This is a genomic window from Flavobacterium beibuense F44-8, assembly GCF_000769915.1.
Taxonomy (GTDB): domain Bacteria; phylum Bacteroidota; class Bacteroidia; order Flavobacteriales; family Flavobacteriaceae; genus Flavobacterium; species Flavobacterium beibuense.
Genome location: NZ_JRLV01000015.1, coordinates 49,168 through 70,924 on the forward strand (window position 1 = coordinate 49,168; position 21,757 = coordinate 70,924).

23 protein-coding genes are annotated in these 21,757 nt (G+C 36.4%); 9 read left to right on the forward strand and 14 right to left on the reverse strand.

All coding sequences use genetic code 11. The features are described 5' to 3' along the window. Positions 1-26 precede the first annotated feature (26 nt). Both Q763_RS12330 and Q763_RS12335 read left to right on the forward strand, forming a co-directional pair. On the forward strand, positions 27-815 hold the full coding sequence (locus Q763_RS12330) for a hypothetical protein (protein WP_035134730.1): 789 nt from the start codon (positions 27-29) through the stop codon (positions 813-815). Between the two features lie 108 nt (positions 816-923). After that, entirely contained in the window at positions 924-1,721 is a 798-nt protein-coding gene (locus tag Q763_RS12335; protein ID WP_035134732.1) for a DUF2490 domain-containing protein, read from the forward strand. On the opposite strand, the gene Q763_RS12340 is transcribed toward Q763_RS12335, so the two are convergent. Both Q763_RS12340 and Q763_RS12345 read right to left on the reverse strand, forming a co-directional pair. Continuing rightward, positions 1,722-2,210: a YqhA family protein gene (locus tag Q763_RS12340; RefSeq protein WP_084596066.1), complete on the reverse strand. Its 489-nt coding sequence runs from the start codon at positions 2,208-2,210 to the stop codon at positions 1,722-1,724. A 98-nt stretch (positions 2,211-2,308) separates the two neighbouring features. After that, on the reverse strand, positions 2,309-2,671 hold the full coding sequence (locus tag Q763_RS12345) for a winged helix-turn-helix transcriptional regulator (protein WP_052123431.1): 363 nt from the start codon (positions 2,669-2,671) through the stop codon (positions 2,309-2,311). Positions 2,672-2,770: 99 nt separating this feature from the next. Between Q763_RS12345 and Q763_RS12350 the strand changes: the two genes are divergently transcribed. The 5 genes from Q763_RS12350 (at position 2,771) to Q763_RS12370 (ending at position 5,923) form a co-directional block, all read left to right on the forward strand. Then, positions 2,771-3,148, forward strand: a complete 378-nt coding sequence (locus tag Q763_RS12350; RefSeq protein ID WP_035134736.1) for a DoxX family protein — start codon at positions 2,771-2,773, stop codon at positions 3,146-3,148. Between the two features lie 390 nt (positions 3,149-3,538). After that, a complete protein-coding gene (locus Q763_RS12355) occupies positions 3,539-4,243 on the forward strand; it encodes a RipA family octameric membrane protein (protein WP_157499427.1) in 705 nt (234 codons plus the stop codon). Positions 4,244-4,311: 68 nt separating this feature from the next. Further along, positions 4,312-5,205 (forward strand): hypothetical protein, encoded by an 894-nt coding sequence (locus tag Q763_RS12360; RefSeq protein WP_035134740.1) that lies wholly within the window; start codon positions 4,312-4,314, stop codon positions 5,203-5,205. 26 nt (positions 5,206-5,231) lie between these two features. Continuing rightward, on the forward strand, positions 5,232-5,510 hold the full coding sequence (locus Q763_RS12365; RefSeq protein WP_035134742.1) for a hypothetical protein: 279 nt from the start codon (positions 5,232-5,234) through the stop codon (positions 5,508-5,510). 116 nt (positions 5,511-5,626) lie between these two features. Continuing rightward, positions 5,627-5,923 carry a hypothetical protein gene (locus tag Q763_RS12370; RefSeq protein WP_035134745.1) on the forward strand — a complete coding sequence of 99 codons (297 nt, stop codon included), beginning with the start codon at positions 5,627-5,629 and terminating at the stop codon, positions 5,921-5,923. Positions 5,924-6,163: 240 nt separating this feature from the next. On the opposite strand, the gene Q763_RS12375 is transcribed toward Q763_RS12370, so the two are convergent. The 3 genes from Q763_RS12375 to Q763_RS12385 form a co-directional block, all read right to left on the reverse strand. Next, positions 6,164-6,340 (reverse strand): histone H1, encoded by a 177-nt coding sequence (locus Q763_RS12375; protein WP_035134746.1) that lies wholly within the window; start codon positions 6,338-6,340, stop codon positions 6,164-6,166. Between the two features lie 107 nt (positions 6,341-6,447). Further along, entirely contained in the window at positions 6,448-7,488 is a 1,041-nt protein-coding gene (locus Q763_RS12380; protein ID WP_035134748.1) for a DUF4932 domain-containing protein, read from the reverse strand. Between the two features lie 207 nt (positions 7,489-7,695). Continuing rightward, positions 7,696-7,887 carry a cold-shock protein gene (locus Q763_RS12385; protein ID WP_035134749.1) on the reverse strand — a complete coding sequence of 64 codons (192 nt, stop codon included), beginning with the start codon at positions 7,885-7,887 and terminating at the stop codon, positions 7,696-7,698. Positions 7,888-8,482: 595 nt separating this feature from the next. Here Q763_RS12385 and Q763_RS12395 point away from each other — a divergent pair. Further along, complete coding sequence (locus tag Q763_RS12395; protein WP_035134753.1) at positions 8,483-10,501, forward strand: patatin-like phospholipase family protein; 2,019 nt, start codon at positions 8,483-8,485, stop codon at positions 10,499-10,501. 852 nt (positions 10,502-11,353) lie between these two features. Here the strand turns inward: Q763_RS12395 and Q763_RS12405 are convergent. Then, positions 11,354-12,079 carry a LytR/AlgR family response regulator transcription factor gene (locus Q763_RS12405; RefSeq protein ID WP_035134757.1) on the reverse strand — a complete coding sequence of 242 codons (726 nt, stop codon included), beginning with the start codon at positions 12,077-12,079 and terminating at the stop codon, positions 11,354-11,356. Then, positions 12,079-13,107, reverse strand: a complete 1,029-nt coding sequence (locus Q763_RS12410) for a sensor histidine kinase (protein WP_035134758.1) — start codon at positions 13,105-13,107, stop codon at positions 12,079-12,081. Before Q763_RS12410 ends, Q763_RS12405 begins: the two co-directional genes overlap by 1 nt. A gap of 203 nt (positions 13,108-13,310) precedes the next feature. Here Q763_RS12410 and Q763_RS12415 point away from each other — a divergent pair, with 203 nt between their 5' ends. Further along, a complete protein-coding gene (locus Q763_RS12415; protein ID WP_035134760.1) occupies positions 13,311-15,683 on the forward strand; it encodes an outer membrane beta-barrel family protein in 2,373 nt (790 codons plus the stop codon). 254 nt (positions 15,684-15,937) lie between these two features. Here the strand turns inward: Q763_RS12415 and Q763_RS17835 are convergent, their stop codons facing one another. The 7 genes from Q763_RS17835 to Q763_RS12440 form a co-directional block, all read right to left on the reverse strand. Next, entirely contained in the window at positions 15,938-16,093 is a 156-nt protein-coding gene (locus Q763_RS17835; protein WP_157499428.1) for a hypothetical protein, read from the reverse strand. Between the two features lie 38 nt (positions 16,094-16,131). After that, a complete protein-coding gene (locus tag Q763_RS12420; protein WP_035134762.1) occupies positions 16,132-17,676 on the reverse strand; it encodes a cryptochrome/photolyase family protein in 1,545 nt (514 codons plus the stop codon). Next, positions 17,673-17,813, reverse strand: a complete 141-nt coding sequence (locus Q763_RS17740; protein ID WP_084596067.1) for a DUF2256 domain-containing protein — start codon at positions 17,811-17,813, stop codon at positions 17,673-17,675. The genes Q763_RS12420 and Q763_RS17740 overlap by 4 nt, the downstream gene beginning before the upstream one ends. After that, positions 17,810-18,085 (reverse strand): TIGR03643 family protein, encoded by a 276-nt coding sequence (locus tag Q763_RS12425; RefSeq protein WP_035134764.1) that lies wholly within the window; start codon positions 18,083-18,085, stop codon positions 17,810-17,812. The genes Q763_RS17740 and Q763_RS12425 overlap by 4 nt, the downstream gene beginning before the upstream one ends. A gap of 22 nt (positions 18,086-18,107) precedes the next feature. After that, a complete protein-coding gene (locus tag Q763_RS12430) occupies positions 18,108-18,812 on the reverse strand; it encodes an SDR family NAD(P)-dependent oxidoreductase (protein WP_035134766.1) in 705 nt (234 codons plus the stop codon). Beyond that, positions 18,793-19,881, reverse strand: a complete 1,089-nt coding sequence (locus Q763_RS12435; RefSeq protein ID WP_035134768.1) for an FAD-binding domain-containing protein — start codon at positions 19,879-19,881, stop codon at positions 18,793-18,795. Before Q763_RS12435 ends, Q763_RS12430 begins: the two co-directional genes overlap by 20 nt. 79 nt (positions 19,882-19,960) lie before the next feature. After that, entirely contained in the window at positions 19,961-21,640 is a 1,680-nt protein-coding gene (locus tag Q763_RS12440) for a T9SS type A sorting domain-containing protein (protein ID WP_035134770.1), read from the reverse strand. Positions 21,641-21,757 lie beyond the last annotated feature (117 nt).

Consider the following 21,757-nt stretch of genomic DNA (forward strand, 5'->3'; position numbering starts at 1 on the left):
AATACTAACGTTAACCTATATCAATTATGAAACACACTTTACTAATAACCTGTAGTTTACTGTTTTGTTTTATGGTAAACGCCCAAAGTGATGATGCCGAACTGGCAAAAAAACTTTCTAACCCAATTGCATCGCTTATTAGTGTGCCTTTTCAAAATAACAGTGATTATGGTATAGGCGGGCTTAACGGTTCGCGCAATACTATGAACATACAGCCTGTAATCCCATTAAGCCTTAATGAAAACTGGAACTTAATAGGCAGGGTTATACTTCCGGTTGTTACCCAGTATAATATTACAGGGGCGGGTGAAAAACAAAACGGACTTAGTGATGCAGTAGTAAGCGGCTTTTTTAGTCCAAAAGCATCTAAAAACGGTTTAACATGGGGTGTGGGGCCGGTATTGTTGTTACCTGTAGGTACAGACGATTATCTTACAACTAAAAAGTTTGGGGTAGGACCTACGGCGGTAGCATTAAAACAAAGCAACGGGTGGACCTATGGTGCACTGGTAAACCAAATTTGGAGTGTTGCCGGAGACAGTGATCGCCCTGATGTTAGCCAAATGTTCCTTCAGCCGTTTGTAACCTATAACTGGCAAAGTGGTGCAGGGCTTGGCTGTAATATGGAAATGACACAAAACTGGCAAAGCAGTGATACTACCATTTGGCTTAATCCAACCCTTAGCGGATTAACAAGTTTAGGCAGTCAGAAAATATCACTGGTAATAGGACCGAGGCTTAACCTTGCAGCTCCCGATGGAGGTAAGGCCGACTGGGGCTGGCGTGCCGTGGTAATATTTTTGTTCCCTAAGTAAGTATATAAAATATAGATATTTTTAAAGTCCTGAAATTCAGGGCTTTTTTTTGTAATTTTAAAACGCTTATAATTTGCTTATTGTCAGTTTTTTACTCCTTACCATATTATGAAAACTTTCTTTTTAAGTGATATAAAATACAGGCTACTGTATTTAGTTTTCCTGCTGGCTGTGAGTCAGTCACTGTTTTCTCAAACCGAAGATTATGGTCAGTTTTGGAATGAGTACTTATTTATAAGGGATATAAACCCAAAATGGGGTATTGATGTAGCCGGAGGTTTTCGTACCAGTAGTGTGCCGGGTAACAGTAGTTTTATGTCGCAGGTCACCCGTATACACGCTAAGGCAGGGGCAAGGTGCTATATTTCCAAACGATGGACGCTATTTGCCTCATTTGGTTATTTTTTAAACCGAGATGTACCCGAACTTTCCCAAAGAAAAGCACCGGAGCTAAGAACTTCTATACAGGCCAATTACCTGATGATAAAACAAAGGTTCAGACTTGGACTTAAAACAGGCTTGGAAGACCGTCATTTAAAAAATGACGATAACTATTTTGAGTCGGTTTTCAGATTGCGGTTACAGCTTAAGGGTGTGTATCCGTTAAACGGACCCGTAATAAAGGAAAAGGTACTGTATAGTTTCCTTTCTGATGAAGTTATGTTTAAAACCAAAAGCAGCGTAAGCGGATCTTCTGTTTTTGACAGGAATCGTTTTAATGCTGGTTTGGGATATTCGTTTGCAAACGATTTGCAACTGGAGGTTTCTTACGTACAGGATATACTGCCAAGGCATGACAGAACAGTATCTTATCATGTATTACAGGCCAACGTGATTTTTACAGATTTCCTTCCTAACTTTAAAAAGAAATACGAACGCGAAAAAACCGCTATAGAAGGGCAGTAGCTATTCTCCTTTTTTTAGGAAGTAAAGGCTTAGAGCCAGTATTAGTATGGCACCCGGCAGTATAAGCTGTGCTAATGAAAAGGGCTCGTTCTTAATAATTTTATGTAGTGCCAGGTCGCCTATATAAGTAATGATGAAAGTTGTAAGTATAGCTTCCCAAAGTATTATTTTAAGCTCTGTTAGTGATTTTATCTGTAACCATTTAGGGAGCTCAGCAAACAGTTTTGCCTTTTCTTCCGTTTCGTGTTTAAAGAGTAGTGTTATACCAATGGAAAAGATAAAGAATACTATAGACAGCAAAACAAAATCTACCGTTTGTAGCAGCCCTACAGCCATTTTAGCAGGCTTATTTTCGGTTTGCTCAAAGGTAATCATTATGGTATGGATTAGGTCTACCACGGCGAGGGAAAGCATTATGAGTCCGCAAATAAATACCAGCGCCGATATTAGCTTGGAAATGTTTCCCAGTAAATTAAAAAAGAGCCTCATAATTGGTTGGTTTTTAAAGTATTAATTTACTAATACCCTGTTAAAAACTAAAACCGATTATGTTTTCTTTAACATATTAAAAACCAGTGTGGTGAAGTTTAAATTTCGCCGCTTCTTATTTTTTCGCGGTGGTTTTCGCCCCATTCAACAAGGGAATTTAATACAGGTTCTAAAGTATCACTATATGAGGTTAGCAGGTATTCCACCACCACAGGAGTTTCAGTATACACCATACGTTTTATGAGTCCGTTTGCTTCTAGGTCTTTTAATTCACCCGAAAGCACTTTTGCCGATAGTCCCGGTATGGAACGCTGTATTTCATTAAAGCGTTTGTTACCGTTTTTAAGCGAGATTATAATGCGTAGTTTCCACTTACCGCCTATTACATAAAACGAATCGCTCATTGCGTTAAGCGCCGCCATGCAGCTGGTTTGGTCGTGTACTTTTTCGGGTTTTTTCATAGGGTGCTTACATAAAGGTTACCACTTACCTTTGGGTAACTGCTAACTTTTGGTAAGTAAATGTACTTAAGTTTGTAATACAAAACAAACTTTTTAATAATGAAGAAAAACAAAATTATTTACTGGATTACCACATCGCTTGCCATGCTAATGGGTGGAGTAAGCGGATTTTTATATTTATTAATGCCGCAAATGAAAGAGGCTTTCCAGCTTATGGGATTCCCTGATTATTTTAGGATTGAACTTGCCATAGCAAAAATAATAGGCCTGTTTGTAATACTGCTGCCACAGGTACCGGCTAAGTTTAAGGAGTGGGCATATACCGGTTTTGGTATAGTGTTTATTTCTGCCATTATAGCGCATACGGTAGTGCAGGGATTTGCTACAGCAATTGCACCTATTGTTGTATTGGTTTTACTGAGTGTTTCCTATACGTATTACCATAAATTACAGGCTACGAAAGTGAAAGCCAACTAAATTTAATTTTTATAGCTCTTTTTAAAGCCTCCCTTTATCGGGGAGGTTTTTTGTTTTTACTTCTGCGAACAGAATATAAAAGAAAAATCTTAATTTTCTTACTACCAGAGGCTAGTCATCATTTTGATTGCAAGATTATTTTATATACTCTATATATAAAGGGTAATTGTGTGGTTTGTAAGAAAAGCGGTAGGTAAAAGTACGGGGAGTAGTAAAACAGGTGGTTTAGCGGGGTGTTGTTGTTTAATATTTATGCATTTTAGCGTTGTAGATTTATTTTAGATTCTTTTCAATATATGATTTCATTAAAATATGTTGATTAAATGGGGACTTTTCTACAATATAATTATTTATAAAAACTAGAGCCTAATTAAAATAACATAATTGATAATGGAGGATAATATTGAAACAGGGAATAAAGAGAATCAATCTGTAAAGTGTGAAGAATTGATTGGTTTAAAAGAGAGATATGAAATTTTAATTAGAGCCAGAAACTTTCATTATGAAAACTTTAATAAGTGGATGGCATATTTTTATGTTATAATTGCTTCAATAATATTAGGGTTCTCATATATTATATCTAAGAACGAAAAATACAGTACAGATTATGAAGATGAATTGATTCTATTAGGAATTGCAGGATTTACTGTCAGTTTATTTTGGTATTGGGCAAATAAAGGTTACTACTATTGGAACATTAATTTTATCACACTAGTTAATCATTATGAAAAAAATCTTCTTAAGTTTAAGGAGCATGAAAGGATTTATTTTGTATTTGCTAACAAGAGTGTTCAAAATAATTATTTTAGTCCATTAAGTGGAGCTAATATTTCAACCTCAAAAATCTCAATTTTTTTATCTTACTTATTTACTTTGGCTTTCGGTTCATATACAATGACTAGGTTATTGAAAAAATGTGTTTGTAATATGGGGGTGTTAATTGGTATAAGTATTCCATTGACAATTGTTATAATATTAATGTTTTCTATTATTTCTAAATTATGTTTCAGTAGTCATCATAGACACTTTCCTGATTTAGATATTGATTCTTCTAGAGATTCTGATTATGATGCTAATAATAAATTGACAACATAATTTTTTAATTGAATATCCAATATGATATTGATAAAAGAAATAATAAGATATTTATTAGAAATTAACTTATGAGGAAATTTATACCACTTTATTTTATTTTTTTTGCTTTTCATTGCTTTGCTCAGTCTTTGGAAACGGTAACTCTTATAAAACAGCGCTCTTATTTTTTAAATGGAGGGCTTCATGCCACTACTGCAGGAGGGAAATCCAGAGAAACCATTAAGGTTGATTTACCTCCAAACACGAAGAGTTGGTACTATAGTTTTTATACAGCAGCTAGTGAAGACGGAACAGAATTACTTAATTTAGGAGTTCAGATTGCTGCTTCCATCTATGGAGGTACGGCAGGTACTTCAATAGCATCATCGATTAAAGTACCTAATGGATCTGGGGCTGCGGATATTTATATATTGACAACAGATAGCCGGGATGCTTTTTTGAAAAAGCAGGATAATAACTGGAGATTTTATAAGGATATTAGTCTGCTAAATACCCTACAAGCTGTGCAATATGTTGATGTAGATTTTGGAAACTCTTTTTATATAGGGATGAAAAATCCGTCATCACTTACAGGAATAGCGATTTATATTGAGGTTGTTGCTCTGGTAGAAAAGCCTGATTCTGATTATGAAAAGGGAGTTATGTATGGAAATCTTGGTTGGGTAGCTTTTGAGAAGGGTGATTTTGATAAGTGTCTAGAATTAAGTAATAAGGCACTTGGTTACGACGCTGGTTTATATTATGTTAGGTTCAATATCGCTTTAGTGAAGTTATTACAGTCTTCAGATGATTGTCTTGAGTCTTATATTGATGCAATAGCTTCAATAGCTAATGATAAGACTCCTCAACAAACATTACAAGGAGCATTACAGGATGTTCAGAATTTGAAATTAAAAAGTCCGGATCTTGAAAATATCAATGATATTGAAATGTTGTTGGTAAATAAGCTGCTTGAATATTAATAGATAATTTAAATAATTCAGTAATTATGAAAGCAACAAAAGAAGAGTTAATTAGGTTTCTTGATGAAAATGTATTAATTCCTGTGGAATTAAACCCAAGGGCTGATGCTACAATTAAGAAAAAAGTTCATGCAACCAGAATGAGATTAAACAATCAGGTTAGTGCTGAAAAAGTTGAACAGTTTTTTTGGAGTGCTATGGCAACAGATAGAGGAATAGATTCATATCAAAAAATTAAAGATATTGAAGGACCAACTTTTGAAGATGTTAGGGAAGAGTTTAAAAAAATTTGTCAAAGAAAATAAATCTATATTATGGAAATAGGTATTGATACTTTAAAGGATTTAATAGAGTTTATTTTTCATTAATAGGGATTTTAGTTACTTATGCAATTTCTAAGAAGCAAATACATTTTTCTGCTATGGAAAAATGTATTAATGATTTTAGAACCTTTATGAATCAAGATAATAAATCAGCAGATGTTATTGCTTCGGAATACATAGATCTTGTAAATGAGGAATTTTTTTATTTTGAAAAGGAATATCTTCCTATAGATGTTTGTATAGAGTGGATAGACGGTATGATAGATTATTTGCCTTTTTATAATGAAGGGGTGTTTATTCCTAGTTTAAGATTAAGAGCTTTGAATGATGAGCAGCATACTAATATTATTTTGAATTCTTATCCTCGTATTATGAAGTCTATCCATTTAAAATAAAATATAGATTTTAATATTGTTAGATTGGAACCACTTAATGCTGAAAATAGAAAATTACTTTTTGAAGAAATAAATTAATCAGATAATTTCAAATTTGAATATTGGCTGGAGAGCTAGACTATGTCTAAAAAAAAATTACAAAGCGATAAATTAGTAAAAGGCTTAATTTAAAATAAGTACACAACAAAAAAGCCTGCAAAATTTGCAGGCTTTTTTATGCATAACTATACAGTTATAGTCTTATTTTTTAGACTCTTCAACAGAAACTTTTCTGAAATCTTTCATTAGTTTGCTTACTTCAAGAGCTGCTTTACGGGCACGGGTACCTGCTGCTTTGTTACCTTTTTCAATGTGTTGCTCAGCTTCTGCTTTAAACGATTCAAACTGTGCGTTAATTTGGTCAAATAATTCTTTCATGTTATACTGTATAATATATTGGTTACTAATTGGTGTAAAGATAGTATTTACAGGGTATCACGCAAAATTGATAACTCTTTTTTAACGCTTGGTTTCTTATGTTTTATTTATTCGGTGTAATTTTCTAAAAAGGCTACTATCTCAGGGTAAAACATAGTAACCTCTTTATATAAAGAACTGTTTGATATATAGGTTTCAAAAAACTCATAAAGAGGCTTTGCCAGTTTAAAATGTTTTGCCTGGTTGTTAATTTCTTCAATACCCTTTTCATATCCAAACTTTTGCGCTAAAATCCTTGCAGTACAAACCCTTACAAGTAGCTCGTCAAGTTCGTTTTCCCATTCGGTTTCATTTAATACCTCTCCGTTACTTATAGTGAGAAACAACTGGCGTATTTTATAAAGACGCTTACGGTATTTTGGGATAAATTCTTTAAGGAACAGGTGGCTTATTTCGTGTGTTACTACATTAATGTAAGGCGTAAACAGTACGGGAGATTCATCTGTAAGGTGCTTACTTTCATCGTTTAGGTATGCCAGCCTAAACATTCGGTTATTAATAAAACCGGGATCATCGCTGTTAATAGCATTACTGCCCAAATTGTTTAGCAGGTCTAAATAGATAACAAACCTGCTCTCAACAGTAGTACCGTAAAAAGATTGTATGTGGTTTAATATGCCCGAAGCTAATATGGCATCTTTAGCATTTTGACAAACTGACTCGTATAGCTTTTTGTGTTTATTAATAAAGCCATGCATATCTGTATCGGCATAAAATTTATTAAAATGGTAAAGAAATGTTTCTTGTGATGAACTTCTTATGTAGTTAACTTCGGGTTTAACGGCAATGGTAAACGGGTGTTGCTTTGAAAGGAAAAGACCCAGTGATGCCATATCATAACCGTCCCAAGTGTCAAGGTTTCTGTACCAGTTTAATGATTCGTGGTTTTTATAAGCCTCAAAATAGAGTTTTACATCCCTGTAGTATGTTGACGGAGTAGGTTTAGTGTCTAAGGTATCTGCGGTTGCTAAGGTGTAAAAAATACTCAGAGCTTCCGTCCTGTTATCTACTTTTATATCTAAATTATCCTGAGACCATAACAGGGTAGGGAGTAGTAAAAGGTAAAATCGTAAAAATTTAATAGTCATACTAGTTGGTTTTCACCGGGCAAGGTAATTGTTTAAGGTGGTTAACTCAACTATATTTTACATTTTTTAAAAGAAAGAATATTCTAATTTAAAGCAGTTGATCTAAATATAGAGTTCGCTATTTCTCGGTATTAAATCCGGTTAACAGAAAGGCAAAAAAAAAGCATCTGTAATTATCAGATGCTTTGTACCAGTTGTAATAGAGTATTAAGCTACTACTACATTTTTCGCGCTTGGGCCTCTTTGACCTTCTTCAACGTCAAAACGAACTACGTCGTTCTCACGGATACTTTCCGTTAGACCTGAAACGTGAACAAAGATATCTTTACCTCCGTTACTTGGAGTAATGAATCCAAAACCTTTTTCTTCATTGAAGAATTTAACTGTACCTTCTTGCATTGTAAATAAATTAATTTTGGGGTAAAGATAGTATTTTGAATTTAACTTATTGAAAAATAATAAATTATTTATTCAAATAAATTGTATTTCGGTCGCAATCTCCTGTTTTTATGCATGTTTCGGGGTTTTATAATTCTTATTTAAAGTGAAAACAGGCTACGATTTTGTTTTAAAAAAATGTAGTATTACATGAATTTTTAGATTTTAGTCTTAAAAAGCGGATAAAAAAACAGGTGTTTTCTCAATTTAATGTAAATAATCTTCAAAAAAATAAAAATAAAGAGGTTTGTAATAAATTTATTATTACTATTAGTGTTTGCTTCATTATACTGTTAGGAAAGTTATTCCTGTTATGGGGTGCTTCTTGGTTACCGCCTCTTGCTGTACTTTTGACTTGTAGATGTTTTTTCACCACTGTCCACTTACCGTAGCTTCCTGATGAAATGGCAACCTGAATTATTATATAGATAGGTTTCTCAGATGAAAACAAGGGGTTTTCCTGTAGCTGTAAAACAGGTGTTTTTACCTGTCTGAATTACCTGTGAGAGTATTATTTTTGTTATTAATCGTTTCTAGTAATAAAACCTTACACCTTATGGAATCAATTATAGAAAACCCTTTGGATGTATCTGTCGAAGCCGAAAAGCTATTTCAGGATGGTACAGACTTTGAATTTCCTACAAACCCTTTTGAGAGTATCGGACTGGCATTTTCAGGGGGCGGCTATCGTGCAGCAGCCTATGCCTTAGGGACACTAAGCGTGTTTGATGCTCTGAAAACAGAGGATGGTACTAGTTTACTGCAAAAAGTAAAATTCATATCGTCGGCATCCGGTGGTACTATCACAGCCGTAACCTACGTGGCATCGCTTCGTGAAAACATGCCGTTTGCAGAATTTTTTACACATCTTAACAAAACAATTACACAAGAAGAGCTGCTTCATCAGGCACTTGGAGATCTTTCTGAAGCACAAAACTGGGAAGGTTTGCCCAAAGCCCGCAATCCTATAAATGCTTTTGCCAGAACTTACCATAATTCCTTACTGAGTTTCGTAAAAGAAGAGAATAGAACCCTTGACCATATTATGAGTGGAAACGACGCTTCATTTCATATTGAAGAGTTTTGTTTTAACGCATCCGAATTCTATACAGGACTATCTTTTCGTTTTCAGGGAGGCCCAAAAGGATGGAAATCCAAGAGCGGTGGTAAATTCGGAAACAGTAATATCAGGATTGCGTCAAAAACAGCAGTGGATACTTTGCGACAAATCCGACTGGCCGATATTCTTGCAGCGTCTTCCTGCTTTCCCCTTGGTTTTGAGCCTATAATGTTTCCGCGTGATTTCCATTATCCCGGGGGACCGGGGGTAGACGAGCTGCGTAGCGCACTGGAGATGGATCCCTACAGCTGGAAGGAAGGGGATATTTATAATAACTCGAGGAGTAGGAGGGCTACAGCTGAAAAAGAATTTACCGAACGCGGTGAGTTTGGCCTGATGGACGGTGGGATTTGTGACAATCAGGGGCTTTACAGCCTTCTTATGGCTAATAAACGAAAAGTAAAAAAGAGTGGAGGCTCTAAAGCTAAGAATCGTTTTGACCTTATGATGGTTAGTGATGTGACCAGTTTTTTCATGCAACCCTTCAAAGAACCGGTAACCGAGGCTAACCATTGGAATCAGGATACCCCTGAGCAGTACTGGAACAGTTTTACCAAAGTACCGGCAAAAATCCGAAAAGCGCTGATTATAGGTTACATTGCAGGTGGTATGATAGGTTGCCTGTCACTTTTTCCGCTTATAAAACAGGGGGCTTCATTATCAACGGTATTACTAGCTGTAATAGGACAGTTACCAATTTTAGGGGTAGGTGTTGCCGGCTATTTATATAACCGTTTTAAAAGCAATAAGCAGCAATTGTTTACCCTTTTGGAAAAGAAAACCCTTGAAGAACTGTTTACCCATTATTATCCTGATAATTCCTTTTTAGGCCGAATTGGTACTAAGATGGTTTCCCATCTGAAACAAACCAAGCTGCAGGAACTCGTTACTATGGCGCAAACCCGTGCTCATTCCTCTGCTACGATGATAAGTGAGGTCTTCCTGAAGCACATACGAAGGCTGATTTATGATCAGCTGTTTTCTAACCCTGCTTACAGGTACCGCAGACTGGGTAATTTTATATATGCACTATCTTATACCAATGCCAAAAACAAAAGACCGGTAAGCCTTGACGAGGCAGAAGAAAAGGGAGATACGACATATATAGGGCGAAAAGCTGCCTTTGACAGTGATGTAGACGCTTACTTTAAATTAAGTCCGCAGATGCAGGATGTTGCCGAACTTGCCTATAATGCACCCACTACATTGTGGTTTACTCCAGAACAGGAAACGGATAACCAACATAACTTACGTAAAGCTATCATTGCTACCGGACAGTTTACTACCTGCCATAACCTGCTAAAATATGCCTTGCAGCTCAAGCATAGTAAGTATTTTGACACGCTTGAGACCCCTGCACAGAACCGTATTCTCAGCGTCACAAGTCAGCTGGCTGCTATGATGCAGGAGTTTGAAAAGGATGCATATTACCTTTATAACAGGCTCGCAGATTAATAGTAATACTTATATGATTTTGCTTGTAAAGATTAAAATCTTTCATAAAGCTATTTGTAAAACAAGGTAGCTTTATTAGATATTGAGAAGAATAGTGTTTTTATAGATACCCTGATTAAAAATAAAAATCCCAACCGAAAGGTTGGGGATTTTTTTATATAGTGTCTTTTAGAAATAAGGATATGGAAAAAGCCTGCAAAAAATTGCAGGCTTTTAATTTTTGGTGGGAGAGCAGGATTCGAACTTAGTCGCTCAAACCCGCGTTATTCCTGCAAATGCAAATCCAGCAAATAAAATTGCCACGATTTTGCCACAGATTATATTATGATAACAAAAGCTAAATATCCAACTATTTAAGAACACTAATTCTATATATGCTAAGGTATAAAATATTCCTTCTGTGGTCCTTCTCCTAAAAGTAATATTCCAATTAGTTTATGATGTTGTGTGTTGGTAAACTGTTGATAAATAATATGGTAGATAGGTACTGTGCCTCTAATAATAGAAATGCCAAAAAATATAGGCAATACCATGATCAGTCTTTTCATATCTAATATTTTTTGCAATACTTTTTCATTGTCTCCTGTTCCTATGTCTGTCACCAATTATTAAAGACACGAATAATTTAGCTTGGCAAACGAAAGCAGGAGTATGGGTACAAACAGGCAATCATGAGAAAACTTTCCCTATGAAATTAAGTATCAGAAAGCAAAAAATAGGTATAGAACAGACAAAAAAACTCCAGTGAAAACTAAAACTTTTTAAATGTTGCAGAATGAAAGTAATCACAATCGCATGCCTGATCATTATTTATGGATTTTTGAATAATGAAAATGCGATAGCCTCCCTGTATCAAATTTTAAAATGTTCTATCCTGATAAAAAAATCATTCCTATAGGTATCGCCCAGGGGCAAGCACTTACCGCTTATCCATACTTCATTATTATCAGTCTTTTCAATTTTACCAATAGCGGCAATAAACGACTTGTGTATTTTTATAAACAGTTTATTGGGCAGGTTCTCTTCAAAATATTTTAAGGTATTATAGGTTACCACCTGTTCGCTGGAGGTATGTAGCACTACGTAGTTTTTTATACTTTCTATATAGTTAATGTCTTTTATTTCTATACGCTGGTAGCGGTTTTTACCATCGGTTTTTACAAAAAAATATTCATCGGTAGCCGTGTCTACAGGCAGTTTTACAGCCGTTCGTTCTGTATTTTGCTTACGTATTTTTTCTACAGCTGCTATAAAACGGTTAAAGGGTATGGGTTTTAGCAGGTAATCTACCGCATTCATTTCAAAACCTTCTACGGCAAATTGCGGATAGGCGGTGGTAAATACAATTTTCACCTTATCTTTAATAATTGCCGAAAGCTGAATACCGGTAAGGTCGGGCATTTGTATATCTAAAAGTACCACATCGGGCTTATACTGTTCTATAAGGGCTAGGGCTTCAACCGCTCGGGTACAGGATCCCACACATTCTATATCCTGTAACTGTTCAGTATATTTTTTCAGCAGGCGTATTGCTGGTGGTTCGTCATCTACTATTATACAGGTTATAGTATTACTCATTAGCTTAATGGTATGTTAAGTGTTACGTTAAAATACTGTGTACCCTGCTCTACATTAAGGCTATGATTTTCAGGATACAGGATGTTTAACCTCTGGCTGATATTTTTATAACCTATACCGTGCTCGTCATAACTTTGTGTAGTGCGGTACTTATTGGTCGTGGTAAAGGTAAGCCTTCCTGCCTGTGTTTTTATCTTTATAATAACAGGATTATCATAATCATCAGTAATACCGTGCTTAAAGGCATTTTCAAGGAAGTGTATCAATAACAGTGAGGGTATTTTCCAGGTACCGGTATTATAGGGAGATGTAAAGGTAATAGCTACTTTGCCGTCAAACCGTCTTTTAAAAAGGTCGATATAGTTTTGAAGGAACAGTACTTCATCTTTTAGCAGTACCATATCGTTCTCACTTTCATAGGTAACATAGCGCAGCATTTCAGAAAGTTTCAGGATATCGGTAGCCACTGTTGGGTTGGTGTCATACAAATCAGAGTAAAAACCGTTTAGCGAATTAAACAAAAAATGCGGACTTAACTGGTTTTTCAGAGCTTGTAATTCAGCCTGTTTTTTCTCTAAAATTAACTGGGTAACCTGCGTGTTGGTATTCCACATGTATTTCATAAAATATCCTACAAGACTAAAGAGCAGGATCCTTATAGAATAATAGGAGTTATCATATATATAATACAGTGGATTGAGATCGCTCATGTCATAATTATGATAGCCCGTTATTTTAAAAAGTACTATCTCTTCATACACAAAACGTATAGCAGGGAATAATACTATAAGTCCGAATTGAGCCACTATCAATAATCGCCATCTTTTATTTAGAATCGTCTTTGGGCAGATAATCAGGTAGTTACTATAAAAGATAAGGAGCTGTAACAAGATAAAGCCTAAATTCTGTAAAATACTCCATGTTGTATCCAGATCTTTATGAATCGTAATACTCTTTAAAAGCTGTTCAAGCCCTACGAAAAGGAACCAGAATACAATATGGTACAGTATTTCTTTTTTCTTACTCATAGTGCTAAAGTAATACTTATGCTAAATGTATGCCGAGATATTGGTTAAACAGGTAAAAATACAGGACAAATACCGTTTTTAATACAACGAACCCAAAAATAGCATGCCATAAACGTTTTGTTTTATAAACGGGTAGGTTGGTACCAAAAGTAATTTTTCATGAAACAGGCAAAGTAATATTGCTGTAGAAAATTAATACAGCCATGAAAAAATTATTACTTGTTACGTTTATCCTTTTCGCCTCATTACCGGCATTGGCTCAGGCAACGATTAAAGGTGTGGTAAAAGAACAGAATGGTACCGTTGTTTCTTTTGCTTCGGTATATGTCATCCACGCAGATACTATAATTACTTACTCGGAAACCGATGACTCCGGACGCTATGAACTAAGCATTCCTGATAAATTTACAAACGGCATCTTTACCGTAAATTCCCTTGGCTTTACTACCTACACGAAGCAAATCAGTATTACTGACTTTCTCCAGGAAATAAATGTTACTCTCACCCCACGGCAGGAGCAGCTTGATGAGGTCGTAATAAATGTACGTAAGAGGGCCATCACCATGAAAGGCGATAAAACGCTACTGAATGTTGAGGCTGCGGGTATAGGTAACGGTAATAACGGGCTTGAAACCATAAGCCTTGTACCTGGAATGCGTCTTGATAAAGATGAAAACCTTATGTATAGGGGCAGCACTGACCTGCAGATAATGATTAACGGAAAAAAAAGCCTGCTAATCGGCGACGCCCTACGTGAATACATCAGGTCTTTAAAAGGTAGCGATATTGAATCTATTGAAATTATAGCACAACCTTCAGCTCGATATGAGGCAGCGGGAACGGCAGGCATAATAAACATTATACTGAAGAAGACCCGAAATACAAGACTCTCTGGTAGCGTGACTACGGCAGCATATTATGGCGAATATTTTAAAAGCCAGCAGGGAGGAAGACTGTTTTATAACGATTCGCTATGGACGGTTACGGCAAATGGCTCGTATTATAATGGAGAGTCTGTCAATCACAGGCACGTAAAGCAAACTATAGCATCTGAAGATGGTGAAAGGATTATTGACCAGTATAATACCTGGCTGCCGGTTACAAAATCGGGTGGTTTTAATGCGGCTGTAGAACACAGACTTGGTCAGAATCAGGTTATTAGTACCCAATGGCAATATTATAAAGATAGCAGTACCGAAACCACTAAGGGCTATACCAATGAATACCTGAATGGTACACCACAAAACAGGGTAAACCTTAGCCAGCGCTTTAAGAGACCAGAGAACCGTGTTACCGGTAATCTTTTTTACAATTTTACCTCAGACAGTCTTACCACTAAGCTTGACCTGCAGGCAAATTTTGCACAATACAGTACAGAACGAAACGGTTTTCAGCGTAATGATTATGCTGATGGGGAATACATGAATCTGGATGGTGAAAATAAAACGGCATATACTATTACTAATATTCAGGTCGATTTTAACCAAAAGCTGCCTCATAACATAAATCTTGAGACCGGTGCCAAGTATGCTTATGTAAAAATGGACTATTACAACCGCTATGAAGCTACTAATACAGCGCTGTTGTTTATACCGGACAGCCTGCTGGTAAATGATTTTAAGTATGACGAAAAACTTGCATCAGTATATGCTCAGGCCTCAGCCGAGTTTGGTTCGTGGAACCTACAGGCGGGCCTCAGAGCCGAGTATTACAGGTTTACAGCAGCATCACCCCTAAATGTACAGCTAAATAAAGGCGAATATACCAACCTGTTCCCGTCGTTTTCATTTGGTTACCGGAATGAAAACCACCAATACCAGTTTAGCTACAGCAGACGCATAGGCAGGCCTGATTATTTATCACTTAACCCTTATTACCAATATATGGATGCCTACACGCTGCAAACCGGAAACCCTGTGCTTAGTCCGCAGTATTATGACAGTTTTCAGTTGAATTATATATACAAAAGCATGCTGAACCTTAGTCTTTACGGATATTTATTTAAAGATGGTTTTACACAGGTTATAGATTATCAGCGCGATAAAAACTACAACATTGCCTACATTGCTAATGCGGCAAACGGCAGTAGGTTTGGGTTTTCGGCTTCTGTGCCTTACCAGCCCTTTAAATGGTGGAGTATACAATTGAGCTTAGATGCATACCAAAGCAGTGAAAAATCGGAGATTAAAAACTTTACCTATAACGGCAATGGTTTTGGCTATGATATAAACCTATACCAAGGGGTTGAGTTAAAAGGCGACTGGAAATTAACTGTAAATGGTTTTTACAACGGGCGTTCTACCACGCCAAACGGTTTTTCAAAGGCTATCTATGATATCAGCCTTTCAGGTAAAAAAAGCCTGTTTTACAAAAAACTGGTACTTTCTGCAGGATGTTCCAACATACTAAAGAAAAGCCTTTACAACCAAACCACACAGGTAAACAATGTGTCTACAGACTGGACTAACCGATGGGAAACCCGCCGCTTTTTTGTACAGGCTACCTATTATTTTGGTTCCGATAAGAAGAAGGAAATTAAAAATACATCTTTGGATGAAGAAACTAATAGGATGTAAAAGAATATATAAAAAGCATTGTGTAAAACTAGGGGGGCTTTATTATGATCAGGACAAGACAATTCTCAACCACTTTAAACAGGACTTAAAGAAATTTACCTACAGTACATAAGATAAATTTTCATTTTAGTTTATATATCAACTTGAGGAGCCTATCCTTTCATACCTGTTTTACTGCTAAGGTCATCAGGACTATCTATTCAGGTTTTTATTTATAATTCTTTTTATTTTCATAAATAAAACACAGGTATCTGCTAAATTTCCATTTTCATCTCACCCAGTAATATCAACTGTACGGCATTTGCTGAGAGATTAACTTCATTGACTTTGGTGTTTACATTAACATCGGCTGGAAGGTCTATACCTATGACTCCTGAATAAAGTATTCTGAAATTGTTTTTACTGTTCATGTGTATTCAGACTACGGGTTTATTGGGATATAAGAGAATTATAGACTCTCAATTTCATTGAGGTAATAATGTGCTTTTTCAAGTAGGGCTGATTTTTCTTTAGGATCCATTTTATCCCATAACCTATACACCATAGCCAGTCTCGGATTGTTTTCCAGCTTCTCACGGTTTCGGTCATGAAAGTTCCAGTATAGGCTATTGAATGGACAGGCGTTCTCAGCTGTTTTTTCTTTATAATTGTAAAAGCAATTATCACAATAGTTACTCATTTTATGAATATAATTGGCACTGGCAGTATAAGGTTTAGTAGCTATAGTACCGCCATCAGCATACTGGCTCATACCACGGGTGTTAGTTATTTCAACCCACTGTATGGCATCAATATATATACCCAGATACCATGCATCAACATCATTAGGGTTTATCCCGGCCAGTAGTGCAAAATTCCCTGTTATCATTAACCTTTGGATATGATGAGCATAAGCATAATCCAAAGATTGTTTTATGGACTGTTTTAAACAATTCATTTTGGTTTCACCTGTCCAATACCAACGGGGTAGTGAATTTTTATGATTGAAAAAGTTTAAGTTTTCAAATTCAGGCATTTTAAGCCAGTATACCCCTCTCATGTATTCCCGCCAGCCTAATATTTGTCTTACAAAGCCTTCGGTTTGATTCAAAGATATAGTATCAGGATTGTCTCTCCAGGCTTTTAGTACAGCTTCGATTACTTCCTGTGGAGATATCATTTTAGTATTGAGAGAAAAAGAGAGTCTTGAGTGATAAAGAGACCATTCTGATTTTTGCATGGCATCCTGAAACGTGCCAAAAAAAATGAGGCAGTTATTTGTAAAGTAATTAAGCAGTTCCAGAGATTGTTCACGACTAATGGGCCAAATTAACCTTTCGGGATCTATTTTACCTATGGTTTTTATTTTTGCTTCTGTAATCCTCTTGTATTGAATAGTAACATCATTACTAAAAATATATGGAGTTAGCGTATTATGATTCTTGGGTATCTTTTTTCTGTTTTGGGTATCAAAGTTCCATTGTCCACCCTCTGGTTCACTTCCCTTAATGAGTATGTTGTGTTTTTTTCTCATTTCCCTGTAAAAACTTTCCATAAGCATTCCTTTTTTATCACGGAAAAAGTTTCCAAGTTCTTCTCTTTCAGTATAAAAGTGTTCAGTGTCAAAGGATTTGTGCCTAATTTCAAGCTTATTACAAAAATCAGAAAGTTCTTTGTCTACACGGTATTCATCAGGGTATTGATATTCAAAGTTTTGAATATTATATTTTTTAATTAGGTAACTGCAATTACCAGTAAAAGAGTTTTCGTTATTGGGATCATCAAGTTTTATATAAGTTACGTTATGATGCTTTTTTTTAAGCTCAACGTAAAAGTTTTCCATAGCGGCAAAAAAAGCAGTAACCTTTTGAATATGATGCCATGTATAATCAGTTTCAGAGCGCACTTCCATTAGTACATACAAAACAGAATCATCGGTGGTTTTAAACCATGAGTGATTTATATTTAACTGATCGCCCAATATAAGGCGTAACGTATGATAGTTTTTTTTCATGATTTGTTTTTACTGCACTTTTTACTGCAATACTTAACCTCCTCCCAGTTTTTATCCCATTTTTTTCTCCATGTAAAAGGACGATTACATACAACACATATTTTAACGGGCAAATCCTGTTTTTTTACTTTTTTCAACGTTTGGAAATTTTATTACCTGTTAACCTTTGTCTGGTACATTTAAAACGGTTAATGCCTGCAATACGTTTTGCTGCATGTTTGGTTTTGCAGTTTTCAACTCTTTTTCGCCATAGCCTGTAGCTGGAAAACTTCAGGTTAGTTTTCATAAAAATTTTTACTTCATCTTCTCTTAGCCCGAACTGATGGTAAATAGCCTCAAAAGGAGTTCGGTCTTCCCACGCCATCTCTATTATTCTGTCGGTATCTTCTTCTGAAAATTTATTTCTCATAATCAAAAATCGCTTTAATAATTTATTTTATAATAGTTCCCATTCCTCCGTTTATACCGAAAATCTGTCCTGTTATCCAAGTAGACTGTGTAAGCAAATGATTTGCAAACAGGGCTATTTCCTGTGGCGAGCCAATATTTTTTAGCGGATGTCTTTGTTTATTGGCCTCTGTTTTTGCTTCGCTGTTGAGTAATGTACCTGCTAGTGGCGTATTAGTTAAAGAAGGAGCTATAGCATTTACCCGAACAGTGGGAGAGAGTTCTGCAGCAAGTGCACGGGTAAGTCCTTCTATAGCACCTTTTGCCATAGCGATACTTATGTGATAGGGCAGGCCTGTTTGTACTGCTACGCTGCTAAATAGAAGTATAGACGCATTGGGACTGTTTTTAATGTTCCCTTTATATTGTTGTATGAAAGTGAATGCACCTTTTGCATTGATTGTAAAATCGTTCTCAATATCGCTAACAGATAGTCGTTCTAACGGCTTTAGGGTGATACTACCCGGGCAGTAAATCAGTCCGTCTGCATTTGCAGCAATATCGGGAAGTTTTTCTCCGGTTAAAAAATCATAAGGAAAGTGCCTGTAGTTTTCATGATGCTGAAGTTCACCCGGAGTGCGGCTTATACCATATACAATATTGTTATTAACAAGTATCCTTGCCAGTTCAAGCCCTATACCACTGCTGGCTCCGGCTATAATGTAAGTTTTAGAATCGGAAGTATTCATAGTCATTTTTTTTAATTGTTTTAAGGTATTTGGAGTAAGATGGAAAATATTCGGTTATCTCTTCGGCCAGCCATTCACGAGGTTCGATTTCAGCCCCCTTATATTGAAAAACGGGATGCTCTTTGGCGATAAATCTGTTAGGGTATTTGTTTTTAAGATCGTTGTATTCCCCAATGTAAATTTGTATGTCGGTAATATTATCTGCAAGTTTTAAAATAAAATTCATGACCTTTTCACTTACCGGGTAGGTATTAAAATGAGAAGGCTCCAGTAATAGTACTCGGTTAAAGTCTTCGTTTACATGCCATTTAGGATCAAGATTATAGGAGTTGTAAATAAGTACCGGTCTATTGTCAATCACTATATTTTTGGTTTCAGGCATTAGGGTAGTAAAATTTATAGTGCTGTGTTGGCTCAGCTCATTAATGTCTTCAATGTTTTGCAGCACTTCATAAGGATAATCCAAAAAGGTACCTTTTTGAACCGTACCGCAAAACCGATTGATATTATCCTGATTAGCAATGTATTTTTTCCCGTTAAGCAAACCATATACCCATTGCCAACTGAAATAATTACTGGCTACATCGCCGTCCAGCAGGTGATAATACATCCATTGTGCGGGAATATTATAGCCATATTCTGCCATATTACAAACAGATGCTGTATACATCCTTACATGGTTGTGCATATAGCCCGTGGTGTAAAGTGACGAAATAGCATGATCTATAGCTATTATACCTGTTGCTGCATGTAATAATGCATCAGGCATCCCTTCTTTATATTTGAATCCTGTAGAAGAGGAGGTGGGAGATAGGGATACATTGTTTTGCAGTAATCTTTGGAAATATTCCCTCCAAAAAAGCTCTTTTACAAATGTTTCACACTGCTGTGCATTGTATTTAGTTCTGATAATTGAATATACCTGCCTGCTGGTAATAACACCTCTTGAAAGGTAAGGAGAGAGCATAGAGACGCTTCCTGTAGTATAGTTTCTGGTTTGTGCATATGCTACGGGGTTAATTGCGGCTATCTGCTCTATGATTTTATTATAAATGGTGTGAAACTCCATAAAAATAATCTGAAAAGCGTATCGTGTACTGATTTAGTTACACGATACGCTAAAATGGGGAAGAGGATGATAGGGAACTTTATCTTTTTATTACAAGTTTTTGTGTACTTACTTGTTGTCCGTCTGTAGATACAATGTTGTAAATTCCGGTTGCCAGCCCCGAAACATCTATAGTACTGTTTGTGGTAGTTATTACTTGACGTCCGTAAGAATCAAAAATTATATGCTCTGCTGCTCCTTCATCTATCAATCCGGTTATGTTTACACTATTAATAGCCGGGTTAGGATAAACGGTAAAGTTGTTGCTTTGAAATTCATCGGTACTCAGTGTAGTGAGCGGTAACTCAAGCATAGCTCCTCCGGCACTTGTAGCTGCCCATAGTCCAAAAGCCGGACCATCACTGTTTTCTGAAGGGTCTAAGAAACCACTTGCCAATACCGTTAGGGATTGTCCTTCCAGTCCTAATGTGCTTAATGGTGCCTGATAGGAAGCTACAACTGTTTCTCCGTCTGCCGTTGCTACACTAATTATATAATCGGCTGTAGGCAGCTCTAAATAATCACTAAAGTTGCTGTATTCCAAATCGTCTACCAGAGTACCTGCACCAACAGCCTGTACATCTACAGTAGGGGCATCAGTTGCTCCGTGAAACACTAATACATCGGTATTCTCGTTCATATTAGCCATTTCTCTTGCCATAGGATAAACAAATAGTCCGAAAGGTTGAGAAGGATTGTACCCCGAATCACTTACAATTCCGTTAGCCACTACAATATATGTTCCGTCAGGTTCCAGGGTTACGTTAACCGAGTAAATATTATCATTAACTGAAGAACTGTTTGAAGGGGCAACACTTAAAGTTATTTCTTCTCCGGCTGGCGCATCAACAAAAGGAGATGCAGTTCTGAAAGCAAAATCATCCAGTAGGAGTGTTTCGTTAAGATAAACATCTACAGTTTGAGCGGCAAGGTCGGCCGAATTGTGAAGTACCTGTACACGAGCTGTCTGATTGGCAAGAGGTAGCTCAATCAGGTCGCCACCTTCAGCAGTAGCTACCCACAGTCCAAAAGCCGGGCCGTCACTGTTCATTGAAGGATCAAGAAATCCACTGGCCAAAACAGTAAGCGCCGCACCCTCAAGATTTAAGCTTGCTAAAGGCACCTGATAAGATGCTACAACAGTCATACCTGTTTCGTCTGTTATATCAAGTATATAGTCTTGGGTTGCCAGTTCTAAGTAATCTCCTGTAAATGAAGGATAAGAAAGGTCGTTAACAACAGTTCCTGCCGGAATACTGGTTTCAACTGCATCAACAGTTGGAGCGTCTGTAGACCCGTGATTTACCAGTATATCAGTTCCGACAGACATGGCCATTTCACGGGCACCACTGTAAACAGAAATCTCAAAAGCCTGGTTAGGGCTGTAACCGGTAGCACTTACAATACCGTTAGCTACCAAAATGTATTTTTCGTTCTCTGTTAGTGTAGTGCTTAGTGTATAAATACCATCATCGGCAGAAGAGCTGTTACCGGGAGCCACTACAATAGTTATTTCTTCACCTGCCGGTGCATCAACAAAAGGTGTTGCAGTCCTAAAAGCGAAGTCATCAAGAAGAATAGTGCCATTCAGGTATACATCAACGGTTTGTGCGGCAAGATCGGCACAATTATGTATTACCTGTACACGAGCTGTCTGTGCTGTGACACAGTTAAGTGCTAAAAGAAAAATAGCTGTCAGAAATTTTGTAATCTTTTTCATGGTTATCTATTTTTTGTTTAAACATTTTTAAAATTAATTAAACAAAAAATATTTTACTTATTTCTTAACATTCTATAATTTAAAATTAACTATTGTTTAGGTGTTGAGATTGTATTT

Excerpts from the sequence above, each read along its gene's own strand:
- Q763_RS12415 (WP_035134760.1), top strand. The coding sequence starts at position 13,311 with ATGAAAAAATTATTACTTGTTACGTTTATCCTTTTCGCCTCATTACCG.
- Q763_RS12345 (WP_052123431.1), bottom strand. The coding sequence starts at position 2,671 with ATGAAAAAACCCGAAAAAGTACACGACCAAACCAGCTGCATGGCGGCG.
- Q763_RS12395 (WP_035134753.1), top strand. The coding sequence starts at position 8,483 with ATGGAATCAATTATAGAAAACCCTTTGGATGTATCTGTCGAAGCCGAA.
- Q763_RS12335 (WP_035134732.1), top strand. The coding sequence starts at position 924 with ATGAAAACTTTCTTTTTAAGTGATATAAAATACAGGCTACTGTATTTA.
- Q763_RS12425 (WP_035134764.1), bottom strand. The coding sequence starts at position 18,085 with ATGAGAAATAAATTTTCAGAAGAAGATACCGACAGAATAATAGAGATG.
- Q763_RS12370 (WP_035134745.1), top strand. The coding sequence starts at position 5,627 with ATGGAAAAATGTATTAATGATTTTAGAACCTTTATGAATCAAGATAAT.
- Q763_RS12365 (WP_035134742.1), top strand. The coding sequence starts at position 5,232 with ATGAAAGCAACAAAAGAAGAGTTAATTAGGTTTCTTGATGAAAATGTA.
- Q763_RS12440 (WP_035134770.1), bottom strand. The coding sequence starts at position 21,640 with ATGAAAAAGATTACAAAATTTCTGACAGCTATTTTTCTTTTAGCACTT.
- Q763_RS12340 (WP_084596066.1), bottom strand. The coding sequence starts at position 2,210 with ATGAGGCTCTTTTTTAATTTACTGGGAAACATTTCCAAGCTAATATCG.
- Q763_RS12420 (WP_035134762.1), bottom strand. The coding sequence starts at position 17,676 with ATGAAAAAAAACTATCATACGTTACGCCTTATATTGGGCGATCAGTTA.
- Q763_RS12405 (WP_035134757.1), bottom strand. The coding sequence starts at position 12,079 with ATGAGTAATACTATAACCTGTATAATAGTAGATGACGAACCACCAGCA.
- Q763_RS12375 (WP_035134746.1), bottom strand. The coding sequence starts at position 6,340 with ATGAAAGAATTATTTGACCAAATTAACGCACAGTTTGAATCGTTTAAA.
- Q763_RS12435 (WP_035134768.1), bottom strand. The coding sequence starts at position 19,881 with ATGGAGTTTCACACCATTTATAATAAAATCATAGAGCAGATAGCCGCA.
- Q763_RS12330 (WP_035134730.1), top strand. The coding sequence starts at position 27 with ATGAAACACACTTTACTAATAACCTGTAGTTTACTGTTTTGTTTTATG.
- Q763_RS12360 (WP_035134740.1), top strand. The coding sequence starts at position 4,312 with ATGAGGAAATTTATACCACTTTATTTTATTTTTTTTGCTTTTCATTGC.
- Q763_RS12355 (WP_157499427.1), top strand. The coding sequence starts at position 3,539 with ATGGAGGATAATATTGAAACAGGGAATAAAGAGAATCAATCTGTAAAG.
- Q763_RS12410 (WP_035134758.1), bottom strand. The coding sequence starts at position 13,107 with ATGAGTAAGAAAAAAGAAATACTGTACCATATTGTATTCTGGTTCCTT.
- Q763_RS12385 (WP_035134749.1), bottom strand. The coding sequence starts at position 7,887 with ATGCAAGAAGGTACAGTTAAATTCTTCAATGAAGAAAAAGGTTTTGGA.
- Q763_RS12350 (WP_035134736.1), top strand. The coding sequence starts at position 2,771 with ATGAAGAAAAACAAAATTATTTACTGGATTACCACATCGCTTGCCATG.
- Q763_RS17835 (WP_157499428.1), bottom strand. The coding sequence starts at position 16,093 with ATGAACAGTAAAAACAATTTCAGAATACTTTATTCAGGAGTCATAGGT.
- Q763_RS12380 (WP_035134748.1), bottom strand. The coding sequence starts at position 7,488 with ATGACTATTAAATTTTTACGATTTTACCTTTTACTACTCCCTACCCTG.
- Q763_RS12430 (WP_035134766.1), bottom strand. The coding sequence starts at position 18,812 with ATGAATACTTCCGATTCTAAAACTTACATTATAGCCGGAGCCAGCAGT.